At 64.5% G+C, this 23,136-nt stretch carries 34 protein-coding genes; 3 read left to right on the top strand and 31 right to left on the bottom strand.

What is annotated here, in order from left to right; translation table 11 throughout:
- The first annotated feature begins 4 nt into the window (after positions 1-4).
- The gene (locus tag AC5P98_RS00170; protein ID WP_032955872.1) at positions 5-472 is read left to right on the top strand and encodes a DUF2127 domain-containing protein; all 468 of its coding nucleotides are present in this window, start codon (positions 5-7) and stop codon (positions 470-472) included.
- 41 nt (positions 473-513) lie between these two features.
- A complete protein-coding gene (locus AC5P98_RS00165; protein WP_032955869.1) occupies positions 514-2,136 on the top strand; it encodes an amidase in 1,623 nt (540 codons plus the stop codon).
- An 83-nt stretch (positions 2,137-2,219) separates the two neighbouring features.
- Here AC5P98_RS00165 and AC5P98_RS00160 read toward each other — a convergent pair whose 3' ends face one another.
- Both AC5P98_RS00160 and AC5P98_RS00155 read right to left on the bottom strand, forming a co-directional pair.
- Positions 2,220-3,407 carry a mechanosensitive ion channel family protein gene (locus AC5P98_RS00160; protein WP_219634425.1) on the bottom strand — a complete coding sequence of 396 codons (1,188 nt, stop codon included), beginning with the start codon at positions 3,405-3,407 and terminating at the stop codon, positions 2,220-2,222.
- 360 nt (positions 3,408-3,767) lie between these two features.
- Positions 3,768-5,159 (bottom strand): class II 3-deoxy-7-phosphoheptulonate synthase, encoded by a 1,392-nt coding sequence (locus AC5P98_RS00155; RefSeq protein WP_014646058.1) that lies wholly within the window; start codon positions 5,157-5,159, stop codon positions 3,768-3,770.
- A 216-nt stretch (positions 5,160-5,375) separates the two neighbouring features.
- Between AC5P98_RS00155 and AC5P98_RS00150 the strand changes: the two genes are divergently transcribed.
- Complete coding sequence (locus tag AC5P98_RS00150; RefSeq protein ID WP_495229817.1) at positions 5,376-7,499, top strand: TonB-dependent receptor; 2,124 nt, start codon at positions 5,376-5,378, stop codon at positions 7,497-7,499.
- A 104-nt stretch (positions 7,500-7,603) separates the two neighbouring features.
- On the opposite strand, the gene AC5P98_RS00145 is transcribed toward AC5P98_RS00150, so the two are convergent.
- From AC5P98_RS00145 to AC5P98_RS00005, 29 genes are all read right to left on the bottom strand, one after another.
- The gene (locus AC5P98_RS00145; protein WP_005415421.1) at positions 7,604-8,110 is read right to left on the bottom strand and encodes a disulfide bond formation protein B; all 507 of its coding nucleotides are present in this window, start codon (positions 8,108-8,110) and stop codon (positions 7,604-7,606) included.
- A gap of 242 nt (positions 8,111-8,352) precedes the next feature.
- Positions 8,353-8,736, bottom strand: coding sequence for a 50S ribosomal protein L17 (gene rplQ, locus AC5P98_RS00140; protein ID WP_005408217.1), 384 nt, complete (start codon positions 8,734-8,736; stop codon positions 8,353-8,355).
- Between the two features lie 190 nt (positions 8,737-8,926).
- On the bottom strand, positions 8,927-9,925 hold the full coding sequence (locus tag AC5P98_RS00135; RefSeq protein ID WP_005408216.1) for a DNA-directed RNA polymerase subunit alpha: 999 nt from the start codon (positions 9,923-9,925) through the stop codon (positions 8,927-8,929).
- A gap of 55 nt (positions 9,926-9,980) precedes the next feature.
- Entirely contained in the window at positions 9,981-10,610 is a 630-nt protein-coding gene (gene rpsD / locus AC5P98_RS00130) for a 30S ribosomal protein S4 (protein WP_004145446.1), read from the bottom strand.
- A gap of 15 nt (positions 10,611-10,625) precedes the next feature.
- Positions 10,626-11,015 carry a 30S ribosomal protein S11 gene (gene rpsK / locus AC5P98_RS00125; RefSeq protein ID WP_004145443.1) on the bottom strand — a complete coding sequence of 130 codons (390 nt, stop codon included), beginning with the start codon at positions 11,013-11,015 and terminating at the stop codon, positions 10,626-10,628.
- 11 nt (positions 11,016-11,026) lie between these two features.
- Positions 11,027-11,383, bottom strand: coding sequence for a 30S ribosomal protein S13 (gene rpsM / locus AC5P98_RS00120; RefSeq protein WP_004154500.1), 357 nt, complete (start codon positions 11,381-11,383; stop codon positions 11,027-11,029).
- A gap of 347 nt (positions 11,384-11,730) precedes the next feature.
- Entirely contained in the window at positions 11,731-13,098 is a 1,368-nt protein-coding gene (secY, locus tag AC5P98_RS00115) for a preprotein translocase subunit SecY (RefSeq protein ID WP_005415420.1), read from the bottom strand.
- A gap of 7 nt (positions 13,099-13,105) precedes the next feature.
- Positions 13,106-13,549, bottom strand: a complete 444-nt coding sequence (gene rplO / locus AC5P98_RS00110) for a 50S ribosomal protein L15 (protein WP_004154498.1) — start codon at positions 13,547-13,549, stop codon at positions 13,106-13,108.
- A gap of 6 nt (positions 13,550-13,555) precedes the next feature.
- Positions 13,556-13,747 carry a 50S ribosomal protein L30 gene (gene rpmD, locus AC5P98_RS00105; protein ID WP_005408214.1) on the bottom strand — a complete coding sequence of 64 codons (192 nt, stop codon included), beginning with the start codon at positions 13,745-13,747 and terminating at the stop codon, positions 13,556-13,558.
- Positions 13,740-14,282, bottom strand: coding sequence for a 30S ribosomal protein S5 (gene rpsE / locus AC5P98_RS00100; protein WP_005408213.1), 543 nt, complete (start codon positions 14,280-14,282; stop codon positions 13,740-13,742). Before rpsE ends, rpmD begins: the two co-directional genes overlap by 8 nt.
- Positions 14,283-14,443: 161 nt before the next feature.
- The gene (gene rplR, locus AC5P98_RS00095; RefSeq protein WP_169411773.1) at positions 14,444-14,803 is read right to left on the bottom strand and encodes a 50S ribosomal protein L18; all 360 of its coding nucleotides are present in this window, start codon (positions 14,801-14,803) and stop codon (positions 14,444-14,446) included.
- 80 nt (positions 14,804-14,883) lie between these two features.
- The gene (gene rplF, locus AC5P98_RS00090; protein ID WP_014646052.1) at positions 14,884-15,408 is read right to left on the bottom strand and encodes a 50S ribosomal protein L6; all 525 of its coding nucleotides are present in this window, start codon (positions 15,406-15,408) and stop codon (positions 14,884-14,886) included.
- 18 nt (positions 15,409-15,426) lie between these two features.
- The gene (rpsH, locus tag AC5P98_RS00085; RefSeq protein ID WP_005408210.1) at positions 15,427-15,825 is read right to left on the bottom strand and encodes a 30S ribosomal protein S8; all 399 of its coding nucleotides are present in this window, start codon (positions 15,823-15,825) and stop codon (positions 15,427-15,429) included.
- A gap of 257 nt (positions 15,826-16,082) precedes the next feature.
- Entirely contained in the window at positions 16,083-16,388 is a 306-nt protein-coding gene (rpsN, locus tag AC5P98_RS00080) for a 30S ribosomal protein S14 (RefSeq protein ID WP_005408209.1), read from the bottom strand.
- An 18-nt stretch (positions 16,389-16,406) separates the two neighbouring features.
- Positions 16,407-16,949 carry a 50S ribosomal protein L5 gene (gene rplE / locus AC5P98_RS00075; RefSeq protein WP_005415416.1) on the bottom strand — a complete coding sequence of 181 codons (543 nt, stop codon included), beginning with the start codon at positions 16,947-16,949 and terminating at the stop codon, positions 16,407-16,409.
- An 11-nt stretch (positions 16,950-16,960) separates the two neighbouring features.
- Positions 16,961-17,278: a 50S ribosomal protein L24 gene (gene rplX, locus AC5P98_RS00070; protein WP_004154490.1), complete on the bottom strand. Its 318-nt coding sequence runs from the start codon at positions 17,276-17,278 to the stop codon at positions 16,961-16,963.
- A gap of 16 nt (positions 17,279-17,294) precedes the next feature.
- A complete protein-coding gene (gene rplN / locus AC5P98_RS00065; RefSeq protein ID WP_010483978.1) occupies positions 17,295-17,663 on the bottom strand; it encodes a 50S ribosomal protein L14 in 369 nt (122 codons plus the stop codon).
- A 12-nt stretch (positions 17,664-17,675) separates the two neighbouring features.
- The gene (gene rpsQ, locus AC5P98_RS00060) at positions 17,676-17,945 is read right to left on the bottom strand and encodes a 30S ribosomal protein S17 (RefSeq protein WP_004154489.1); all 270 of its coding nucleotides are present in this window, start codon (positions 17,943-17,945) and stop codon (positions 17,676-17,678) included.
- An 11-nt stretch (positions 17,946-17,956) separates the two neighbouring features.
- Positions 17,957-18,142: a 50S ribosomal protein L29 gene (rpmC, locus tag AC5P98_RS00055; protein WP_004154487.1), complete on the bottom strand. Its 186-nt coding sequence runs from the start codon at positions 18,140-18,142 to the stop codon at positions 17,957-17,959.
- The gene (gene rplP / locus AC5P98_RS00050; RefSeq protein ID WP_004154486.1) at positions 18,142-18,555 is read right to left on the bottom strand and encodes a 50S ribosomal protein L16; all 414 of its coding nucleotides are present in this window, start codon (positions 18,553-18,555) and stop codon (positions 18,142-18,144) included. The genes rpmC and rplP overlap by 1 nt, the downstream gene beginning before the upstream one ends.
- A 5-nt stretch (positions 18,556-18,560) precedes the next feature.
- Positions 18,561-19,295, bottom strand: a complete 735-nt coding sequence (gene rpsC, locus AC5P98_RS00045) for a 30S ribosomal protein S3 (protein WP_004145350.1) — start codon at positions 19,293-19,295, stop codon at positions 18,561-18,563.
- Between the two features lie 18 nt (positions 19,296-19,313).
- Complete coding sequence (gene rplV / locus AC5P98_RS00040; protein ID WP_004145348.1) at positions 19,314-19,649, bottom strand: 50S ribosomal protein L22; 336 nt, start codon at positions 19,647-19,649, stop codon at positions 19,314-19,316.
- A 12-nt stretch (positions 19,650-19,661) separates the two neighbouring features.
- Positions 19,662-19,931, bottom strand: a complete 270-nt coding sequence (rpsS, locus tag AC5P98_RS00035; protein WP_005415413.1) for a 30S ribosomal protein S19 — start codon at positions 19,929-19,931, stop codon at positions 19,662-19,664.
- Positions 19,932-19,937: 6 nt separating this feature from the next.
- A complete protein-coding gene (gene rplB, locus AC5P98_RS00030; RefSeq protein WP_004145339.1) occupies positions 19,938-20,765 on the bottom strand; it encodes a 50S ribosomal protein L2 in 828 nt (275 codons plus the stop codon).
- Between the two features lie 10 nt (positions 20,766-20,775).
- Positions 20,776-21,075 carry a 50S ribosomal protein L23 gene (gene rplW / locus AC5P98_RS00025; protein ID WP_004145338.1) on the bottom strand — a complete coding sequence of 100 codons (300 nt, stop codon included), beginning with the start codon at positions 21,073-21,075 and terminating at the stop codon, positions 20,776-20,778.
- Positions 21,072-21,677 carry a 50S ribosomal protein L4 gene (gene rplD, locus AC5P98_RS00020; protein WP_004145337.1) on the bottom strand — a complete coding sequence of 202 codons (606 nt, stop codon included), beginning with the start codon at positions 21,675-21,677 and terminating at the stop codon, positions 21,072-21,074. Before rplD ends, rplW begins: the two co-directional genes overlap by 4 nt.
- A 12-nt stretch (positions 21,678-21,689) precedes the next feature.
- Positions 21,690-22,340: a 50S ribosomal protein L3 gene (rplC, locus tag AC5P98_RS00015; protein ID WP_004145336.1), complete on the bottom strand. Its 651-nt coding sequence runs from the start codon at positions 22,338-22,340 to the stop codon at positions 21,690-21,692.
- Between the two features lie 11 nt (positions 22,341-22,351).
- Positions 22,352-22,663, bottom strand: coding sequence for a 30S ribosomal protein S10 (rpsJ, locus tag AC5P98_RS00010; protein WP_005408208.1), 312 nt, complete (start codon positions 22,661-22,663; stop codon positions 22,352-22,354).
- Positions 22,664-22,995: 332 nt separating this feature from the next.
- Positions 22,996-23,136, bottom strand: a 141-nt coding sequence (locus AC5P98_RS00005; RefSeq protein ID WP_487247787.1) for an EF-Tu C-terminal domain-related protein, incomplete at its 5' end; no start/stop codon positions are given.

Raw genomic sequence — 23,136 nt, 5'->3', positions numbered from 1 at the left:
CCCCGTGGACCAGAGCGGCTACAACCCGGATCCGCACCGGCATCCGGGCCTCCACGTCATCGCCCTGCTCGAAGCGAGCAAGGCGATGCTGGCGCTGTTGGCCGCCACCGGGCTGGAAGTGCTCGGACCGCAGCCGCTGCGGCACGGCATCATGGTCCTGATCCGGCGTTTCAGCCTGGATCCGGACCATGGCACCCTGCCCTCGCTGCTGCACATGATCAGCCCCGACGCGGTGCACCTGGCCGCGGCGGGGATGATCGGCTACGGCCTGCTGCACCTGGTCGAAGCCTGGGGCCTGTGGCGGGCCAAGGCCTGGGCCTCCTGGCTGGGCTGCCTGACCGCCTCCCTGTACCTGCCTTTCGACATCTTCGCGATCATCCGCCATCCCGGCTGGCCATCGTGGACGATCCTGGCGATCAACCTGATCGTGGTCTACGTCCTCGCCCGCGACCTGCGCAAGCGCCACCGCTGAGCACCGGCTACACTGGGGATTGGAGCCGACCAAGCCGCCCCATGCGCCCGTCCTTGCCGCCTCTGCTGACCTGCCTGCTTGCTGCGCTGCCTGCGCTGCTTTCGGCTGGCTGCAGCCCGGCCGCGTCCAGCGCGCATGCGGCCGAACCCGCGAGCCGCAACGTGCCGTTCCCGTACGCCGAAACCGATGTCACCGACCTGCAGGCGCGGATGAGCGCCGGTGAGCTGGACAGCACCACCCTGACCCAGGCCTACCTGCAGCGCATCGCCACCCTGGACCGCACCGGGCCGCGCCTGCGCGCGGTGATCGAGCTCAACCCGGATGCACTGAAGGAAGCCGCTGCGCGCGACCGCGAGCGCCGTGATGGACGCCTGCGCGGCCCGCTGCACGGCATTCCGGTACTGCTGAAGGACAACATCAACGCCGCCCCGATGGCCACCAGCGCCGGCTCGCTGGCCCTGCAGGGGTTCCGCCCGGACGACGCCTACCTGGTGCGCCGGCTGCGCGACGCCGGCGCGGTGGTGCTGGGCAAGACCAATCTCAGCGAGTGGGCCAATTTCCGCGGCAACGATTCGGTGTCCGGCTGGAGCGCGCGCGGCGGCCAGACCCGCAATCCCTATCGCCTCAGCCACTCGCCCTGCGGCTCCAGCAGCGGCAGCGCGGTGGCGGTCGCCGCCAACCTGGCCAGCGTGGCGATCGGCACCGAAACCGACGGCAGCATCGTCTGCCCTGCGGCGGTCAATGGCATCGTCGGCCTCAAGCCGACCGTCGGCCTGGTCAGCCGCGAGGGCATCATCCCGATTTCCTTCAGCCAGGACACCGCAGGGCCGATGACCCGCAGCGTCGCCGACGCTGCAGCCGTGCTGACCGCTATCGCCGGCCGCGACGATGCCGACCCGGCCACGGCGACCATGCCTGGCCGCGCGGTGTACGACTACACCGCGCGCCTGGACCCGCAGGGCCTGCGTGGCAAGCGCATCGGCCTGCTGCAGACACCGCTGCTGAAATACCGCGGCATGCCGCCGCTGATCGAACAGGCGGCCACCGAGCTGCGTCGGGCGGGTGCCTTCGTGGTGCCGGTGGAGCTGCCCAACCAGGGCGCCTGGGCCGAGGCGGAACGCACGGTGCTGCTGTACGAATTCAAGGCCGGGCTGGAGCGCTACTTCAGCACCCATCGCGCGCCACTACGCAGCCTGGCCGACCTGATCGCCTTCAACCAGGCGCACAGCAAGCAGGAGCTGGGCCTGTTCGGCCAGGAACTGCTGGTGGCGGCCGACGCTACCGCCGGCCTGGCCGACCCCGCCTATATCCGTGCACGCAGCGATGCGCGCCGGCTGGCCGGCGCGGAAGGCATCGACGCCGCCCTCGCCGCTCACCAGCTCGATGCCCTGGTGGCGCCGACCACCGGTGTGGCGTGGCCGATCCGCAGCGAAGGCGACGACTTCCCCGGCGAGAGCTACAGCGCCGCCGCCGTCGCCGGCTATCCCAGCCTCAGCGTGCCGATGGGCCAGATCAATGGCCTGCCGGTCGGCCTGCTGTTCATGGGCACCGCCTGGAGCGAACCGAAGCTGATCGAAATGGCCTACGCCTACGAACAGCGCACCCGCGCGCGACGCCCGCCGCACTTCGACACCGACACCCTGATCGACGCCGGCGAGCCGTGAGCTCCGGTAACGCCGCGAAATCCTGCTTGCGGTAGTGCCGGCCGCTGGCCGGCAGAACCGAGCTCGCCGGCCAGCGGCCGGCGCTACCGCTCGGGCTCCAGCTCCACCGGCACGATCGCCGCCTCACCGTCTTCAGCCCCCGGCGAACGCACATCCGCAGTGCGCGCACGTGGACCGCGCGGCATGTCCAGTTCGTCTGCATGCTGCAGCCGCGCACGCACCTGCGGCAGCGACTGTGGATGCTCGCGCGCGAGGAAATCGAGCATGCGTTCGCGCACCAGGCAGCGCAGATCGAAGGCATCACCGGAGCTGCGCGCACTGACCAGCAGGCGCACCTGGATCGCGCGCTCGCTGGTCTCGGTCACCTGGGTCACGCAGACCCGGCCATCCCACAGCGCTTCACCGCGGCAGATGCGTTCCAGCTCGGCACGGATCGCTGCCACCGGGGCACGATAGTCCAGCCACAGGAACGCGGTGCCGAGCAGGTCGGCGCTGCGCCGCGTCCAGTTCTGGAAGGGGTTCTCGATGAACCAGGTCAGCGGCACCACCATTCGCCGCTCATCCCAGATGCGCACCACCACATAGCTGCTGCCGATCTCCTCGATGCGCCCCCACTCGCCTTCGACGATCACCACATCATCCAGCCGGATCGGCTGCGTCACTGCGATCTGCAGGCCGGCGATCAGATTGCCGAACACGGGCTTTGCGGCGATACCGGCCACCAGGCCGATCAGGCCCGCCGAGGCCAGCAGCGCGGTGCCGATCTTCTGCACCATCGGGAAGGTCAGCAGCACCAGCGATGCGCCCAGCACGATGATGCCGCCCATCAGCACACGGCTGAGCACCCGCGTCTGGGTCTGGATGCGGCGCGCTTCCAGGTTGTCGGAGACATCGATGGGATGGCTGCGCAGGATGGCACGTTCGCCCGCCGCCACCGCCCGCACCAGCAGCCAGATGAAGCACGCGGTCAGCGCGATATGCAGCACCCGTTGCAGGTTGCCCAGAACGGGATCCTGCAGCGGCGTGGCCTGCAATGCAGGGATCAACAGCAGCAGCGGCCATGCGGTGGCCATCGGCAGCCCGAGCACACGCCCGATACGCGCGCGCCGACGATCGCGCCCCTTCAGCCGATGGTAGATCCACAGGATCAGCCACGCGCCGATGCCGCCCACCACTACGGCCAATCCCAACGGCCATGCGTATGCCTGTGCGCTTTGCCAGTGCACCGTTGCCACCTCCACTCGAACAGCCAAGTGGACAGACTCGCGCATGGCGCATGAGCGCCACGTCAGTCGTTCGTAAGCAGCGTGTTGGTCGGCAGGGCTTGCAGCCCTGTACCTGCGGTAGTGCCGGCCGCTGGCCGGCAACCTCAACAGCAACAGCAACAGCGTGCATTCCGGGGGATGGCGGGGTCGGTCCGGTTGCGGGAGACGCCGTGAATCCCGCTCCGGGGTCCGGCCCAGCCGCTGGCGGCTGGGCCGGACCCCGGAGGGGGGTTCACGGCGTGTCCTGCCTGCCCACATCGCCCCGCCATCCCACGGAATGCATGCTGTTGCCGTTGCTTAGGCCGTTGCCGTTGCCGTTGCCGTTGCGTCAGCAGGTGCAGGGCTGCAAGCCCTGCCGCAACGCCCTTACCGCACCTGCTCCTGCTTGCGCACGATCGCCATCGCGATCTCCAGCGACTGCTCGTAGTTCAAACGCGGGTCCACCGTCGAACGATACGCGCGTTCCAGGTCGCGCTCGGTCAGTTCGCGCGCGCCACCGGTGCATTCGGTCACGTCTTCGCCGGTCAGTTCCAGGTGCACACCGCCCAGTCGCGTGCCTGCGGCCGCATGCAGATCGAACGACATCTCCACTTCGCCACGCACGTTGTCGAAGCGGCGCGTCTTGAAGCCATTGGCGGTGCTTTCGGTGTTGCCATGCATCGCATCGCACACCCACAGCACGCGACGGCCATCGCGCTTGACCGCGTCCAGCAGCGGCGGCAGCTTATCGGCAATCTGCGCTGCACCCATGCGGTGGATGAAGCTCAGTCGACCCGGCTCGTCATGCGGGTTGAGCACATCGATCAGGCGCAGCAGCTGGTCCGGCGTCACCGACGGGCCGACCTTGATCGCAATCGGATTGCGCACGCCACGCAGGTATTCCACGTGCGCGCCGTCAAGCGCGGCGGTGCGCATGCCGATCCACGGGTAATGCGTGCTCAGGTTCAACCAGCCCTGCTGGCGCGGCACCTGCCGGGTCAGCGCCTGCTCGTAGGGCAGCAGCAGCGCTTCATGCGAGGTGTAGAAGTCGATGCGGTTGAGGTTGTGCACGCGGGCCCCGGCCAGGGTTTCCATGAAGTGCACCGCATCACCGATCGACGCCACCATCTTCTGGTACTCGGCGGCCAGCGGCGAATGCCGCACCCACTCCAGGTTCCAGTACTCCGGATGATGCAGGTCGGCGAAGCCGCCATCGATGAGCGCACGCACGAAGTTCATGGTCATCGCCGAATGCGCATGCGCCTGCAGCATCCGCTTCGGATCCGGCAGGCGCGCCGCCTCGGTGAACGCCGGCGCATTGATCACATCGCCGCGGTAGCTGGGCAGGGTCACGCCGTCGCGGGTCTCGGTATCGGCCGAACGCGGCTTGGCGTACTGGCCGGCAAAGCGCCCGACGCGGATCACCGGCTGGCGAAGGCCATGCACCAGCACCAGGCTCATCTGCAGCAGCACTTTCAACCGGTTGGAAATCGTGCCCGATTCGCAGTCGCTGAAGTTCTCGGCGCAGTCTCCGCCCTGCAGCAGGAAACGCTTGCCTTCCTGGGCCTCGGCCAACTGCTGCTTCAGCGCCAGGATCTCCCACGAGGTGACCAGCGGCGGTAGCCGCTTCAGTTCGTGCAGGGCGGCGTCCAGCGCCACCGGGTCAGGGTAGGTCGGCATCTGCAGCGCGGTCTTGCCGCGCCAGCTCTCCGGCGACCAGGCAGCGCCAGCGGCGGTCGCGGCAGGATCGAGGACGGGCGGAACGGCGGACAGGCTCATTGCAGACTTCCGGGGAGGGGGGCGGTCATGGTCGCAGAGCCAGCCGCTGGCGCAAAGGGCTGGGCACGCCCTGCACATGACTGAACGCCGGGGAAAGGGCATCGCGATCGGCCAGAAACCGCATGGCCACGGCCGCCCGGACAGGCGCATGATTCGCCACGCACTGTTACGAAGTAACACTTCGTCCCCGTCGGCCCCTTCCACAGCCTATCTGCCATGAAGCCCTCCCTGCTCGCTACCGGCATTACCTTCGCCCTGACCCTGGCCAGTCTGCCCACCCTCGCTATGGCCGCCGATGCCGCCGCTCCCGTAAAGGACCTCGACACGGTCACTGTCAGCGCCCAGCTCGACCAGGCCCGCAATGCGCTGTCGCCGGACATCGGCAGCAGCCAGTACCAGATCACCGCCGAGGACATCCAGAAGCAGCCGCTGGGTGCCTCCGCGCCGCTCAGCCAGGTGCTGCTGCAGGCTCCGGGCGTGGTCCAGGATTCGTACGGTGGCGTGCACGTGCGCGGCGACCACGCGAACCTGCAGTACCGCATCAACGGCGTACTGCTGCCCGAATCGATCTCCGGCTTCGGCCAGACCCTGGATGCCCGCACCATCAAGAGCATCCGCCTGATGGACGGGGCGCTGCCGGCGCAGTTCGGCGAGCGCACCGCTGCGGTGGTCGACATCACCACCCGCAGCGGCGCCGAGCTCGGCAATGGCGGCAGCGCCGGTCTGACCGCAGGCTCGTTCGGCAAGATCAATCCGAATGCCTCCTGGTGGGGCAATCAAGGACGCTGGAGCTGGTTCCTGACCGGCAACTACGACCAGAACGAGGTCGGCCTGGAGAACCCGACCCGCTCGCGCAAGCCGCTGCACGACGACACGCACCAGGGCAAAGCCTTCGCCGACCTGACCTACCTGGTCAACGAGAACACCCGCCTGAGCGTGTTCGCCGGCTTTGCCAACAATCGCTTCCAGATCCCGGTCAATCCCGGGCAGACCCCGCAGTTCGGTTACCTGGACACGACCACCTTCGACTCCAGCCAGCTGGATGAAACCCAGCGCGAGACCACCCGCTTCGGCATGCTGGTGCTGCAGGGCACGCTGGGCGGCACCGCCTACCAGTTGTCCGCCGGGCAGCGCTACAGCGACGTGGCGTTCAACCCGGATGTCATCGGCGATCTGGTATTCAGTGGCGTCGCCTCCCAGGTCCAGCGCAGCAACCGCGCCAACACGCTGCAGGCCGACTTCTCCACCCCGCTGGGCAACGACCACACGCTGCGCTACGGCCTGTACGGCAACTACGAGAATGCGCGCGCCAGCAACAACAGCTGGGTGTTCCCGGTCGATGGCGCCGGCCAGCAATCCAGCACCACGCCACTGCTGATTCCAGACCGCAGCGCCTTCCACGCCAGCACGCTGGCGGTGTACGTGCAGGATGAGTGGAAGATCGGCGACGACTGGACAGTGAACTACGGCCTGCGTGGTGATCGCTACAAGGCCTTCGGCCGTACCGAGGGCCAGCTCAGCCCCCGCGTGGGCGCGGTCTGGAATGCCAGCGACAGCACCACCGTGCATGCCGGCTATTCGCGTTACTTCACGCCACCGGCCAGTGAGCTGATCGCCGGCAGCGATATCGCCCTGTACGACGGCACCACCAACCAGCAGCCGAGCGGCGGCAACAACATTCCGCTGGCCGAACGCAGCGACTATTACGACATCGGCGTCTCGCAGCAGCTGGGTGAACACCTGACCCTGGGCCTGGACGCGTACGACCGCCGCGTCGCGCGCCTGCAGGACGAAGGCCAGTTCGGCGCCGCCTACATCTACTCGACGTTCAACTACCGCCGCGGCCATATCCGTGGGCTGGAGTTCAGTGCCGACTACAGCAACGGTCCGTTCAGCGCTTACTTCAACGCGGCGTACAACAAGGCCATCGGCACCCAGGTCATCACCAGCCAGTACAACCTCGATCCGGACGCGCTGGCCTATGTGGCCGACCACTGGATCCACCTGGACCACGACCAGAAGCTGACGTCGTCGGGGGGCTTCAGCTACGCCTTCGCCGGGCACAACCGGGTCGGTGCCAACTACGTGTTCGGCAGCGGCCTGCGTTCGGATATCGAGGGCGTGCCCAACGGCGGCGAGCTGCCGTCCTACCTGCAGGTGAACCTCAGCGCCGGGCATGATTTCAATGCCGACAGCGGCCATCCGCTGCACGTGCAGCTGGCCGTGATCAACGCATTGGATCGCAGCTACCAGCTGCGCGATGGCGGCGGTGTCGGCGTGTTCGCCCCGCAATGGGGACCGCGCCGCGGCGCCTACCTGAGCCTGCAGCAGGACTTCTGACGAGACAGGGGTCGGATCCCTTTCCGCAGGAAAGGGCTCTGACCCCGCACCGGGAATGGAGTCAGAGCCCTTTGCGATGCAAAGGGATCCGACCCCATTCTGCTTCAGCGCTTGACCTTGCGCAGCGACACCACCAGTGCCCACAGCGCCAGCAGCACGAACCACACGCCCGACCACATCGGCATGGTCAGGCCCAGGAACGTCCAGTCGATGTTGCCGCAGTTGCCGGTACCGGTCAGCACCGTGCGGAACACTTCCAGCGGCCCCATGGTCTCGCGCAGGAAGCTCAGCGGCGGGCCACAGGTCGCGCCCATCTCCGGCGGCAGCATCTGCACGTAGACGTGGCGCGCAGCGATGCCCACGCCGACGGCCGCCGCGATGAAGGCGAGCACGCCGTAGGTGGCGCGGCCGGGACGGTTGGACGGCCCGTGCAGCGCGCCGATCAGGAACAACAGGCCCAGCGCGGCAAAAGCCAGGCGCTGGAAGATGCACAGCGGGCACGGCTCCAGGCCCATCTTCAGCTGCAGGAAGATCGCGTAGCCGAGCAGGCCCGCGCAGATCAGGAAGCCCAGGAAGAACTGGGCGCGGAAGGGCCAGCGCAGTGGATTCATCGTCAACGCTCGAATGGATCAAGGCGCCAAGCGTAACCGAGAGCGCGCCCCATTCGAACCGCCACAGGTGACGCCTGTCGGAACGGTGCGGGTCGGATCCCTTTGCGAATGCAAAGGGCTCTGACCTGCGGTGCTGCCCGCTCGGGGACAGAGCCCTTTCCTGCGGAAAGGGATCCGACCCCTGGAAACGCAAAAGCCCGGCAGGAGCCGGGCTTTCGCTGTGTCGCGTTGGAGCGGTCCGATTACTCGGCCACTTCCTCGGCCACGACCGGACGGTCAACCAGCTCGACGTAAGCCATCGGTGCGTTGTCGCCGGCGCGGAAACCGCACTTCAGCAGGCGCAGGTAGCCGCCCGGACGGTTCGCGTAGCGCGGGCCCAGGATGGTGAACAGGTTGCCCACGGCTTCGTTGTCGCGCAGGCGGGCGAAGGCCAGACGGCGGTTGGCGACGGAGTCGACCTTGGCCAGGGTGATCAGCGGCTCGGCAACGCGGCGCAGTTCCTTGGCCTTCGGCAGGGTGGTCTTGATCAGCTCGTGCTTGAACAGCGAGGCGGCCATGTTCTTGAACATCGCTTCGCGGTGGGCGCTGGTGCGGCTGAACTTACGGCCAGACTTCTGGTGACGCATGGTGATATTCCTTGGTTAATGATGCGGCTGTGTGGATCGTTGTCGCCATCCTGGCGTTACTGCGCGGACTGCGGTTGGTCCTGGCCGCCCGTCCTGGACGACCTGCCCGCGAACCTGCGGTTCGTCGTGGCATGGTGTGTTGCGTTGAAGGCTCCACCGCAAGCGGTGGAGCCTCCAGGCATTACCGATATCAGCCCAGCATGCCGTGGCTGGCGACGCCGGCCGGCGGCCAGTTCTCCAGCTTCATGCCGAGGGACAGGCCGCGCTGAGCCAGCACTTCCTTGATCTCGGTGAGCGACTTCTTGCCCAGGTTCGGGGTCTTCAGCAGCTCCACTTCGGTCTTCTGGATCAGATCGCCGATGTAGTAGATGCTTTCAGCCTTCAGGCAGTTGGCCGAACGCACGGTCAGCTCCAGATCGTCGATCGGGCGCAGCAGCACCGGATCTACGCCGTTGTTGGCCGGCTTGGCCGCACCGCGGTCGCGGTGGGTGAAGTCACCGAACACCGACAGCTGGTCGCTGAGGATGTCGGCGGCGGTGCGCACGGCTTCCTCGGCATCGATGGTGCCGTTGGTCTCGATATCGATGACCAGCTTGTCCAGGTCGGTACGCTGTTCGACACGCGCCGCTTCCACGGCGTAGGCGACACGGCGGACCGGCGAGAACGAGGCATCCAGGACCAGGCGGCCGATGGCACGGGTTTCTTCGTCCGGACGACGACGCGCGGCAGCCGGCTGGTAGCCGAAACCACGTTCGATCTTCAGACGCATGTTGATCGCCGTATCCTTGGTCAGGTGGCAGATCACATGGTCGCCGTTCAGGATCTCCACATTGTGGTCGACCTTGATGTCGGCAGCGGTGACAACGCCCGGGCCCTGCTTGGACAGGGACAGGGTGGCGCTGTCGCCGGAGTGCATACGGATGGCCACGTCCTTCAGGTTCAGCAGGACTTCGAGCACGTCCTCCTGCAGACCTTCGACCGTGGTGTACTCATGCAACACGCCGTCGATTTCGACTTCCGTGATGGCGAAGCCCGGGATGGACGACAGCAGCACGCGACGCAGGGCATTACCCAGCGTATGCCCGTAACCCCGCTCCAAAGGTTCGATAACGACCTTTGCACGGGTGTCGGTAAGGCGTTCGATCTGCGGACCGCGAGGACGCAGAACCTGGTTGGCGGTAACCGTCATGTTGCGGGTTCTCCTAGTGAACCCCCGGCCGTCGCCGGGGGCTCTCCAATGTGAATTACTTCGAATACAGCTCGACGATCAGCGCTTCGTTGATGTCCGCAGGCAGATCCGAACGATCCGGAACAGCCTTGAAGATGCCGGTGAACTTGCCGGAATCCACTTCAACCCACGACGGGCTCAGGTCATGCTGGGCGGCGACGGTCAGGGCTTCCTGGACGCGCAGCTGCTTGGCAGCCTTTTCAGACAGGGCGATGGCGTCGCCAGCCTTGACCTGGTACGAAGCCAGGTTGACCGACTTGCCATTCACGGTGACGCCGCGGTGCGACACCAGCTGACGGGCAGCCGGACGGGTCACAGCGAAGCCCATGCGGTAGACGACGTTGTCCAGGCGGGTTTCCAGCAGCTGCAGCAGGTTCTCGCCGGTGTTGCCCTTCTTGGTCGAGGCCTTCTTGTAGTAGTTGCGGAACTGACGCTCCAGCAGGCCGTAGATACGCTTGACCTTCTGCTTTTCACGCAGCTGGGTGGCGTAGTCGGACAGCTTGCCCTTGCGGGCAGTGGCGCCGTGCTGGCCGGGCTTCTGCTCCAGCTTGCACTTCGAGTCCAGCGCACGCGCCGGGCTCTTCAGGGACAGGTCGGCGCCTTCGCGGCGGGCGAGCTTACAGGTAGGACCGATATAACGAGCCATTTCTTATCGCTCCCTTTAGACGCGACGCTTCTTCGGCGGACGGCACCCGTTGTGCGGGATAGGCGTCACGTCGATGATGTTGGTGATCTTGTAGCCGACGTTGTTCAACGAACGCACGGCCGACTCACGGCCCGGACCCGGGCCCTTGATGCGGACTTCCAGCGACTTCACGCCGTAGTCCAGCGCAGCACGACCGGCCTTTTCAGCAGCCACCTGGGCAGCGAACGGGGTCGACTTGCGCGAACCGCGGAAGCCGGCGCCACCGGAGGTCGCCCACGACAGAGCATTGCCCTGGCGGTCGGTGATGGTGACGATGGTGTTGTTGAACGAAGCGTGGACGTGGGCAACGCCGTCGGTGACGACGCGCTTGATCTTCTTCTTGGTCTTAGCAGCGGGCTTAGCCATTTCTCAGTCCCTTACTTCTTGATCGCCTTGCGCGGACCCTTGCGGGTGCGGGCGTTGGTACGGGTGCGCTGGCCACGCAGCGGGAGGCCACGACGGTGACGCAGGCCGCGGTAGCAGCCCAGGTCCATCAGGCGCTTGATCGCGATACCGATTTCACGGCGCAGATCGCCTTCCACGATGTACTTGCCGACTTCGGCGCGCAGGCGCTCGATTTCCGGCTCCGACAGATCGCGGATCTTGGTGGTCGAAGCAACGCCTGCGACTTCGCAGACCTTCTTCGAACGGGTACGGCCGATGCCGTAAATGCTTTGCAACCCGACCCAGACATGCTTCTGGGCTGGCAGGTTGACGCCTGCAATACGCGCCATGACGCGGTTCTCCAGCTGAGTGATGGCCGACAGCGCGCCTCGGGCACGCCAATCCGGCAGGATGGATCAAAAAAGTGAACTAGCGATACTAACAAGGTTCCGGTTTACATGGAAGCCCGTGAAACCATTGGTTTCATGAACCCGGCCTGGGGAGTGTGCCCAGGCTCCGGCGCCGGATGGGGTTGGACCTGGGGTTTCCCCCGGGGCCGCCCGCGCTACTCCAGCGCGGGACCACCTCATCACACCCCCACCCGGAACCGCTGCGGGGGCCGCCCTTCGTTTGTGTGGCCGGAGTCCGCGAAGCGGAGGGACCATCACGTCAGGAAGACGAAAGTATAACAGGCCTATCAGCCGCGGGCAAAACCGCCGCGGTTGCCACCCTTCAGGTTGGCCTTCTTCAGCAGGCTCTCGTACTGGTGGGACATCAGGTGCGCCTGCACCTGGGCGATGAAGTCCATCACCACCACCACCACGATCAGCAGCGAAGTACCACCGAAGTAGAACGAGGCGTTCAGCTGCGTGCGCATCAGTTCCGGCAGCAGGCAGACGATCACCAGGTACGCCGAGCCGGCCGCGGTCAGGCGGGTCAGCACGCCGTCGATGTAGTCGGCGGTCGCCTTGCCCGGACGGATGCCCGGGATCAGCGCACCGGACTTCTTCAGGTTGTCGGCGGTTTCCTGCGAGTTGAACACCAGCGCGGTATAGAAGAACGCGAAACCGGTGATCAGCGCAGCGAACACGATCATGTGCAGCGGCTCGCCCGGGCCCAGGGCGTTGGCGACCTTCTGCAGGACCTGGCCGAAGCTGCTCTGGTTGGCGGCCTGGCCGGACCACATGGCCAGGGTGGCCGGGAAGGCCAGCAGGCTCGAGGCGAAGATCGCCGGGATGACGCCGGCCATGTTGAGCTTCAGCGGCAGGAACGAGGTCTGGTTCATGTACGCGTTGCGACCACCCTGGCGGCGCGCGTAATTGACCGTGATCCGGCGCTGGCCACGCTCGACGAACACCACGAAGAAGGTGAAGGCGAGCACGACGATGGCGATCAGCAGCAGCTGGATGAACTGGATGTTGCCGTCGCGGTAGGCGTCGAAGGTGTGGATGACCGCACCCGGCAGGCCCGCCACGATACCGGCGAAGATGATAAGCGACACGCCGTTGCCGATGCCGCGCTCGGTGACCTGCTCACCGACCCACATCAGGAACATGGTGCCGGCGGTCAGTGCGACCACGGCAGTGAGCACGAAGCCCATGCCCGGCGCATACACGACCGGAGCGCCCGACGGCGAGACCTGGCCCTGCAGGGCCAGCGCGATCGAGCCGCCCTGCACCACTGCCAGCAGCACGGCGCCGATGCGCGAATACTGGGTGATCTTGCGGCGGCCGGACTCACCTTCCTTCTGCATCGCCTTCAGGGCGGGGAAGATGTGCACGGCCAGCTGCATCACGATCGATGCCGAGATGTACGGCATCACGTTCAGCGCGAAGATGCTGAAACGGTGCAGGGCGCCGCCCGAGAACATGTTGAACATGTCCACGATGCCGCCGCCCTGCTGTTGCATCATGGCAAGCATGGCATCGGGATTGACGCCCGGCACCGGCACGTAGCAGCCGATGCGATAGACGATCAAAGCCCCGACGACGAACAGCAAACGTTGGCGAAGTTCAGTGAACTTGCCCATTCCGCCCGCGAGGTTACCGATGCCAGCTTGCGCCATGATTTTCTTACTCCGTTACGCTGCCGCCGGCAGCTTCGATTGCAGCCTTGGCACCCGCCGTGGCAGCAATACCCTTCAGGGTGAACGCCTTGGTCACTTCGCCCTTGACGACGACCTTGGCCTTCTTTGCGGTACTCGGGACCAGCTTGGCAGCACGCAGGGCAGCGAAATCGATCTCACCGGCCGGCAGCTTGTCCAGCGCGTACAGCAGCACTTCAGCGGTGTCCTTGGCGATCGGCGAACGGAAGCCGATCTTCGGCAGACGGCGCTGCATGGGGGTCTGGCCGCCTTCGAAGCCAGCCTTGATCTTGCCGCCACCCTTACGGGCGAACGAACCCTTGTGGCCGCGGCCGGCAGTCTTGCCCAGGCCCGAGCCGATACCGCGGCCGACGCGGGTGCGCTCGGTGCGGGCGCCCGGTGCCGGGCTCAGTTCATTGAGACGCAGAGTCATGGTCGATTACTCCTCAACCTGGACGAGGTACTGAACCTTGTTGATCAGGCCGCGTACCTGCGGGCTGTCCTTCAGTTCACGCACATCGTTGAGCTTGTTCAGGCCCAGGGCACGCACCGACAGGCGGTGACGCGACTGGGTACCACGCAGGCCACGCACCAGGCGGACCTTCACAGTCTTGTTGGACTCATTAGCCATGGTTGAGTTCCTCCACCTTCTTGCCGCGCTTGGCCGCGATGCGAGCCGGCGACTGCGCAGCAGACAGGCCCTTCACGGTGGCACGCACCAGGTTGATCGGGTTGCGCGAACCGGTGGCCTTGGCCAGCACGTTCTTCACGCCAACGGCTTCCAGCACGGCGCGCATGGCACCGCCGGCGATCACGCCGGTACCTTCCGAAGCCGGCTGCATGAACACGCGGGCTGCGCCGTGACCATCCTTGATGGTGTGCCACAGGGTGCCGTTGTTCAGGTCAACGCTGACCAGGTTCTTGCGGGCCTGTTCCATCGACTTCTGGATGGCGACCGGCACTTCGCGGGCCTTGCCATAACCGAAACCGACCTTGCCTTCGCCGTCGCCGACAACGGTCAGGGCGGTGAAGGTGAACTGGCGGCCACCCTTGACGGTCTTGCTGACGCGGTTGACCGCGACCAGCTTTTCGATCATGCCGTCGTCGATCTTCTCTTCGCGGTTACGGTCGCGATCGCGACCCCGCTGCTGACGCTCTTCTGCCATGTTGATTCCTTGGTTGTTTGGGTATGTACGGCTCGAGGCCGCTTATGGTTGTGGAGTGACGCGTTGTTCCGGTGGGCCACTGCAGAAGAGCGGCGCCGTCCAGCCTCGCTCAGGCTGGCGAGCAGGCAGGCAGGAGGCCATCGGCCCCCTGCCCTTGTCCCTTAGAACTGCAGGCCGGCTTCGCGGGCCGCTTCTGCCAGGGCCTTGATGCGGCCGTGGTAGCGGTAGCCCGAACGATCGAAGGCAACCTTCTCGACGCCGGCGGCCTTGGCGCGCTCGGCGACGATGCGGCCAACCTTGGCAGCGGCATCGGCGTTCTTGCCGTTCTTCAGGCCTTCCTTGACGTCGGTCTGGGTGGTGTTGGCGGCAGCCAGCACCTTCGAACCGTCAGCGGTGAAGACCTGGGCGTACAGGTGCTGGCCGGTGCGCAGCACCGACAGGCGGGCGACGCCGAGCTCACGGATGTGGGCGCGGGTCGACTTGGCGCGACGCAGGCGGGCGATGTTCTTGTTCATTTTGATTATTCCTTGAAAGCTGAAGGATGGGCTTCTCCCTGAGGAGTCCGCACATGGATGTGCGGGCTCTTGCGAGGGACTCGCACTTACGCCTTCTTGGCTTCCTTACGGATGATGACTTCGTCGGAGTACTTCACGCCCTTGCCCTTGTACGGCTCCGGCTTGCGGAACGCACGGATCTTGGCGGCGACTTCACCGACGACCTGCTTGTCAGCGCCCTGGACCAGGATCTCGGTCTGGGTCGGGGTGGTGATGGTGATGCCTTCCGGCGCCACGAACACGACCGGGTGCGAGAAGCCCAGCGACAGGCTCAGGTCCTTGCCCTGCATGGCAGCGCGGTAACCCACGCCAACCAGCTCCAGCTTGCGCTCGAAGCCTTCGGACACGCCCTTGACCATGTTGGACAGGATCGCACGCACGGTGCCGGTCAGTGCGACCAGCTCGGCGTTCTCGGTGCTCAGGGTGGCAACGCCATTGTCGACGTTGATGGCAATGCCGGCCGGCTTGGCCAGCGACAGGGTGCCCTTCGGGCCCTTGGCGGTGACGCTGTCCGACTGGACGTTCAGTTCAACCTTACCCAGGGTGATCGGCTTCTTGGCTACGCGGGACATAGTTCTACTCCTTTCGCCTTAGGCCACGAAGCACAGGACTTCGCCGCCGACGCCCAGCTGGCGCGCCTGCGCATCAGTCATGATGCCCTTGGAGGTGGAAATGATGGAGATACCCAGGCCGTTCATGACCTTCGGCAGCTCGCTCTTGCCGCGGTACTGGCGCAGGCCCGAACGCGAGAAGCGCTTCAGGGTCGCGATGACCGGCTTGCCTTCGAAATACTTCAGCACGATTTCCAGCTCGGACTTGTTGTTTTCCAGCTGGGTCACGCGCAGGTCGGTGATGTAACCCTCGTCCTTCAGGACCTGGGCGATCGCAACCTTGATCTTGGACGACGGGGCTTTCACCGTCTGCTTGCCAACTGCGGCCGCATTCTTGATGCGGACCAGCAGGTCGGCGATGGGATCAGTCATGCTCATATGAGTACCTTTGAGTGCACCGATATCCGCTTTCGCGAAAATCTGTTGTCTCCTGGAAACGGGCCAGGTCCCTTGATGCAGCGGGCCGGGGCCCACTCCTACAACCCCGTCTGCACAGGGCAAGACGCGGGAGTATACGCCAAAAGAGCCCGACTTGCGTCGGGCTCTTCGGGTTTTTTCGCAGAAAGGAAGCTGAACAGCCCCCTCCCCGGTTCAGCACCCCCGCAAGGGGGTGCTGAGCGCAGGGCCGGCTGGGATTACCAGCTGGCCTTGCGCAGGCCCGGGACGTCGCCACGCATGGTGGCTTCGCGCAGCTTGTTGCGGCCGAGGCCGAACTTGCTGTACACGCCACGCGGACGACCCGACAGCTCGCAACGGTTGCGCTGACGGCTCGGCGACGAATCGCGCGGCAGCTTGGCCAGCTTGGTTGCGGCGTCGATCTTCTCTTCGTAGGTCGCGTCCACGGAGGACACGATCTTCTTCAGAGCCGCACGCTTCTCAGCGTACTTCTTGGCCAGCTTTTCCCGCTTGATGTCGCGGTTGACCATGGAGGTCTTTGCCATTTCGGTTTCCTCGACAGATCAGTTACGGAACGGGAACTTGAACGCTGCCAGCAGCGCCTTCGCTTCCGCGTCGGTCTTCGCAGTGGTGGTGATGGCGATATCCATACCGCGGATCGCGTCGACGGCGTCGAAGTCGATTTCCGGGAAGATGATCTGTTCCTTCACACCCATGTTGAAGTTGCCGCGGCCGTCGAAGGAACGACCGGAAACACCACGGAAGTCGCGCACGCGCGGCAGCGAGATGTTGATCAGGCGGTCCAGGAACTCGTACATCTTGTGGCGACGCAGCGTGGTCTTGCAGCCGATCGGCCAACCATCACGGATCTTGAACGACGCAACCGAGATACGCGACTTGGTGACAACCGGCTTCTGGCCGGAAATCTTGGTCATGTCCGCGACGGCATTTTCCAGGATCTTCTTGTTGGTGGCAGCCTCGCCGACACCCATGTTCAGGGTGACCTTGACGAGCTTCGGTACTTCCATCGGATTGGTGTAGCCGAACTGCTTCATCAGCGCCGGCACCACTTCTTCCTTGTAGATCTTTTCGAGACGGGAAGTCATCTTCACATTCCTCAGGCGTCGAGCGCCTCACCGCTGGAGCGGAACACACGCAGTTTGCGTCCATCCTCCAGCACCTTGAAGCCAACGCGTTCGCCCTTGCCCGAAGCCGGGTTCAGCACGTTCACGTTGGAGATATGGATCGAAGCTTCGCGCTCGACCACGCCGCCGGCAACACCTGCCTGCGGGTTCGGCTTGGTGTGGCGCTTGACGATGTTCACGTTGGCGACGACCACACGGTCGCCGTCGACGCGGACGACTTCGCCCTGCTTGCCCTTGTCCTTGCCAGCGTTGACGACAACCTGGTCGCCCTTCTTGATACGGTTAGCCATGATTATCTCCTGTCGCTCACAGCACTTCGGGAGCGAGCGAGACGATCTTCATGAACTTCTCCGAACGAAGTTCACGGGTCACCGGCCCGAAGATACGGGTACCGATCGGCTCCTGCTTGTTGTTCAGCAGGACGGCAGCGTTGCCGTCGAAGCGGATCAGCGAACCGTCGGCGCGACGCACACCCTTGCGGGTACGCACCACGACGGCGTCATACACTTCACCCTTCTTGACCTTGCCGCGCGGAATCGCATCCTTCACGGTGACCTTGATGATGTCGCCGATGCCGGCGTAACGGCGCTTGGAACCACCCAGCACCTTGAAGCACATCACCTGCTTGGCACCCGAATTGTCCGCGACGTCAAGGTAGCTCTGCATCTGGATCATGATTCAGACTCCTTATTCAGCCGCACGCGTGATGACTTCCACCACGCGCCAGTTCTTGGTCTTGGACATCGGAGCAATCTCGGTCACGCGGACGACATCACCTTCCTTGCAGGCGTTGTCGGCATCGTGGGCGTGCAGCTTGGTCGAGCGCTTGATGTACTTGCCGTACAGCGCGTGCTTGACCTGACGCTCAACCAGGACGGTAACCGTCTTGTCCATCTTGTTGCTGACGACACGGCCTTCGACCGTGCGCAGCGTCTTCTTTTCAGTATTGTCGCTCATAGCGGCCATCCTTACTTCGTGCTGCCGAGCAGGGTCTTGACGCGAGCAATCTCGCGACGGACCCGGCGAATGTCGTGGGTCTTCGGCAGCTGGCCGGTGACCTGCTGCATACGGACAGAGAACTGTTCCTTACGCAGGTCGATCAGGTGGGCCTTGAGTTCGTCAGCCGACTTTTCACGGAGAGTTTTGATATCCATCAGCGCACCGTACGGGTCACGAAAGTGGTGGTGACCGAGAGCTTGGCGGCGGCCAGGCGGAACGCCTCGCGAGCCACTTCCTCGGAAACACCCTCGATTTCATAGATCATGCGGCCGGGCTGGATCTGGGCCACCCAGTATTCCACGTTACCCTTACCCGAACCCATTCGAACTTCGATGGGCTTCTTGGTGATGGGCTTGTCGGGGAACACGCGGATCCACATCTTGCCGCCGCGCTTGACGTAGCGGCTGATCGAGCGGCGGGCCGCTTCGATCTGACGCGCGGTCAGCTGACCGTGTGCGGTTGCCTTCAGGCCGTATTCGCCGAAGCTGACAGCGTTGGCGCTCCAGCTCAGGCCATCGTTACGGCCCTTGTGTACCTTGCGGTACTTGGTTCGCTTGGGTTGCAACATTGTCGTTACCTCGCTTCACGGGCCGGGCGCTGACGGTCACCACGGTCGCCGCGATCGTGACGATCGTTGCGCGACGGGGTGTCGTCCTGCTTTTCCTGGCCAACCTGGGAGAAATCGAAGACCTCGCCCTTGTAGATCCAGACCTTGATGCCGATGATGCCGTAGGTCGTCTTGGCTTCAGCGAAGCCATAGTCGATGTCGGCACGCAGGGTGTGCAGCGGCACGCGGCCTTCGCGGTACCACTCCGAACGGGCGATTTCAGCACCGTTGAGGCGGCCACCAACGTTGACCTTGATGCCCAGGGCACCCAGGCGCATCGCGTTGCCGACCGAGCGCTTCATTGCACGGCGGAACATGATGCGACGCTCCAGCTGCTGGGCGATCGACTCGGCAACGAGCTGCGCGTCCAGTTCCGGCTTGCGCACTTCGGTGACGTTGATGTGCGCCGGGACGCCCATCATCTCGCTCACTTCCTTGCGCAGCTTCTCGATGTCCTCACCGCGCTTGCCGATCACCACGCCCGGACGGGCGGTGTGGATCGTCACGCGAGCGGTCTTGGCCGGACGCTCGATCAGGATCTTGCTGATGCCGGCCTGGGCCAGCTTCTTGCGCAGCATTTCGCGCACTTTCAGGTCGGCTGCCAGGTAACCGGCGAACTCGGCCTTGTTGGCGTACCACTTGGAGTTCCAGTCCTTGGAAATGCCGAGGCGGATACCAATCGGATGAACTTTATGACCCATGGTCTTTTCCTTATCCGCTTACTTGGCGGCGCCCACAACCACAGTGATGTGGCTGGTGCGCTTGAGGATGCGGGTACCGCGGCCTTTCGCCCGCGCCATGAAACGCTTCAGGGTCGGACCTTCATCAACCATGATGGTCTGAACCTTCAGCTCGTCGACGTCGGCGCCCTGGTTGTTCTCGGCGTTGGCAATTGCCGACTCCACCACCTTCTTGATCAGGTGGGCAGCCTTCTTGTCCGAGAACTTCAGCAGGTTGACCGCACGTTCGGCCGGCAGACCGCGCACCTGGTCAGCGACCAGACGAGCCTTCTGCGGGGAGATGCGCGCAGTGCGCAGGATGGCTTTCGCTTCCATTGTCATCTCTCCTTACTTGCCCGACTTCTTGTCACCACCGTGACCCTTGAAGGTCCGGGTGATGGCAAATTCGCCGAGCTTGTGGCCGACCATGTTCTCGTTGACGAGAACCGGGATGTGGTTCTTGCCGTTATGCACGGCAATGGTGATGCCTACCATGTCAGGCAGGATCATCGAACGGCGCGACCAGGTCTTGATCGGCTTCTTGCTGCCCGCAGCGGCCTCCACCTTCTTGACGAGGTGGTGATCGACGAACGGGCCCTTCTTGAGTGAACGTGCCATGGTCGATTAGCCCCTACGATCGCGGACGATGAACTGCTGAGTGCGCTTGTTATGGCGCGTCTTGTAACCCTTGGTCGGAACACCCCACGGGGTGACCGGATGCGGGTTACCCTGGCCGGCCTTGGCCTCACCACCACCGTGCGGGTGGTCAACCGGGTTCATGGCAGCACCACGAACGGTCGGGCGGACGCCGCGCCAACGCTTGGCACCGGCCTTGCCCAGCTTTTCCAGGCTGTGCTCGTCGTTGCCGACTTCGCCGATGGTGGCGCAGCACTCGACCGGAACCTTGCGCATTTCACCCGAGCGCAGGCGCAGGGTGGCGTAGATGCCTTCGCGAGCCACCAGCTGCACGGCCGCACCAGCGGCGCGAGCGATCTGAGCGCCCTTGCCCGGCTTCAGCTCGATGCAGTGGATGGTGGTGCCGACCGGGATGTTGCGCAGCGGCAGGGTGTTGCCGGCCTTGATCGGGGCATCCGAACCAGCGATCACCTGATCACCGGCCTTCAGGCCCTTCGGGGCGATGATGTAGCGACGCTCACCATCGACGTAGCACAGCAGGGCGATGTGGGCGGTGCGGTTCGGATCGTATTCGATGCGTTCCACGCGCGCCGGGATGCCCAGCTTGTTGCGCTTGAAGTCGATGATGCGGTAGTGCTGCTTGGCACCACCACCGACGTGACGCACGGTGATGCGGCCGTGGTGGTTGCGGCCACCCGAGCGGCTCTGCGACTCGACCAGTGCGGCGTGCGGAGCACCCTTGTGCAGGTCGGGCGTAACCACGCGCACGGCCGAACGGCGGCCGGGGGAAGTGGGCTTGAATTTCATCAATGGCATGGGATGTACCTCAGGCCTTGGCCGTTACATCGATCGACTGGCCGTCGGCCAGGCGAACGTACGCCTTGCGCCAATCGCCGCGGCGGCCAGCACGGTTACGGAAGGACTTGTTCTTGCCCTTGACGTTGACCACGTTGACGGCTTCGACCTTGACGTCGAACAGCTGCTCAACCGCGGCCTTTACATCGGCCTTGGTGGCTTCGTTCGAAACTTCGAAGACATACTGGTTGGAGAGTTCCTGCAGGCGCGCGGTCTTTTCGGAGACACGCGGGGCACGCAGCACGCTGAAGATTTTTTCGTTGCTGTTCATGCCAGCCACTCCTCGACCTTCTTGACCGCGTCAGCGGTGATGACGACCGTGTCGGCACCCACCAGCGAGACCGGATCCAGACCCTGGACGTCACGCACCTGCACGTACGGCAGATTGCGGGCGGACAGGTACAGGTGCTCGGACGCTTCTTCGGTGACGATCAGCGGGCGCTTGCCCACTTCCAGGCCGGCCAGCTTGGCGATCAGACCCTTCGTGTTGGTCACTTCGACATCGAAGGACTCCACGATGGTCAGACGGCCCTGACGGTTCAGCTCGGACAGGATCGCGCACATGGCGGCACGGTACTGCTTACGATTGACCTTCTGCTCGAAGCTGCGCGGCTTGGCCGCGAAGGTGACACCGCCGCCGACGAAGATCGGAGCCGTCAGTGCGCCATGACGCGCGCCGCCGCCCTTCTGCTTCTTCGACTTCTTGGTGGTACCAGCCACTTCGGAGCGAGTCTTCTGTGCCTTGGTGCCGGCGCGACCGGCGTTGCGGTAGGCAACGACGACCTGGTGGACCAGATCTTCGCTGAAATCGCGACCGAACACGGCGTCGGAGACCGAGACCTTGTTGTTGCTACCCGTGATAACGAGTTCCATCGTCATCTCTCCTTATGCCTTGCTCGCCGGACGGACGATCACATCGCCACCCGCCGCGCCCGGAACGGCGCCGCGAACGGCGATCAGACCGCGCTCGACGTCGACCTTGACCACTTCCAGGTTCTGGGTGCTCTGCTGCACCGCGCCCATGTGGCCCGACATCTTCTTGCCCGGGAAAACGCGACCCGGGGTCTGGCGCTGACCCAGCGAACCCGGCGCGCGATGCGACAGCGAGTTACCGTGGGTTGCATCGCCCATACGGAAGTTGTGGCGCTTGATGGTGCCCTGGAAGCCCTTACCCTTGGTGACACCCTGGACGTCGACGATCTGGCCGACTTCGAAGATGTCCGCCTTGACTTCGCCGCCAACGGCGAAATCGCCGAGCTGCGCGTCTTCAACGCGGAATTCCCACAGGCCACGACCCGCTTCCACCTTCGCCTTGGCGAAGTGGCCGGCTTCCGGCTTGTTGACCAGGGCAGCGCGACGCGCGCCGACGGTCACCTGCACGGCGCTGTAGCCGTCGGTTTCGACGGTCTTGATCTGCGCGATGCGGTTCGGGGTTGCTTCGATCAGGGTCACCGGAATGGAACGGCCATCTTCGGTGAACACGCGGCTCATGCCGGCCTTGCGGCCCACGAAGCCCAACGAATACTTCTTCGTCATGGTCGTAGTCCTCAGGTCAGCTTGATCTGAACGTCGACGCCGGCAGCCAGTTCGAGCTTCATCAGCGCGTCCACGGTCTTGTCATTCGGGTCAACGATATCGAGCACGCGCTTGTGCGTGCGGGTCTCGTACTGGTCACGCGCGTCCTTGTCGACGTGCGGGGAGACGAGAACGGTGTAACGCTCGATCTTGGTCGGCAGCGGGATCGGGCCACGCACTTGCGCGCCGGTCCGCTTTGCCGTTTCAACGATCTCGCTGGCCGAACGGTCGATCAGACGATGATCGAACGCTTTCAGCCGGATCCGGATCTTTTGGTCCGCCATGGCGGTAGGTTCCTTCGTTAAAAGAGCGACAGACAAAGCCTCTGGGTTGCTTTGCCCCATGAAATTCCTGAATACGGACGGCCCGCAGTCCTGCAGGCCGACAAGGTCACTCCATGGACCTCAAAAACGTAGGCAGACCAGTTTCCCGGCCTGCCCAGACGTAGAAGCATAATGGCACGCAAGGCAGCTGTCAACAGTCGCCTGTTGACGCCGCCTGAATGGCATTGACCCTTCCTGGTCCGGGGAACACAAGGCACATCCTGTGCCTGCTTTCCCATTTGATACGCCCCGATGCCCTACCCAGGCAACATCGGGGCGCAGATACTACCAGATTACTCGATGATCTTCGAGACCACGCCGGCGCCGACGGTACGGCCGCCTTCGCGGATGGCGAAGCGCAGGCCTTCGTCCATTGCCACCGGGTTGATCAGGGTGACGACCATCTTGACGTTGTCACCCGGCATCACCATTTC

The sequence above is a fragment of the Stenotrophomonas sp. YJH_SMC_135 genome, assembly GCF_059372355.1.
Note: the sequence above shows the minus strand (reverse complement) of the source record. Positions and strands in the feature narration are given on the sequence as shown.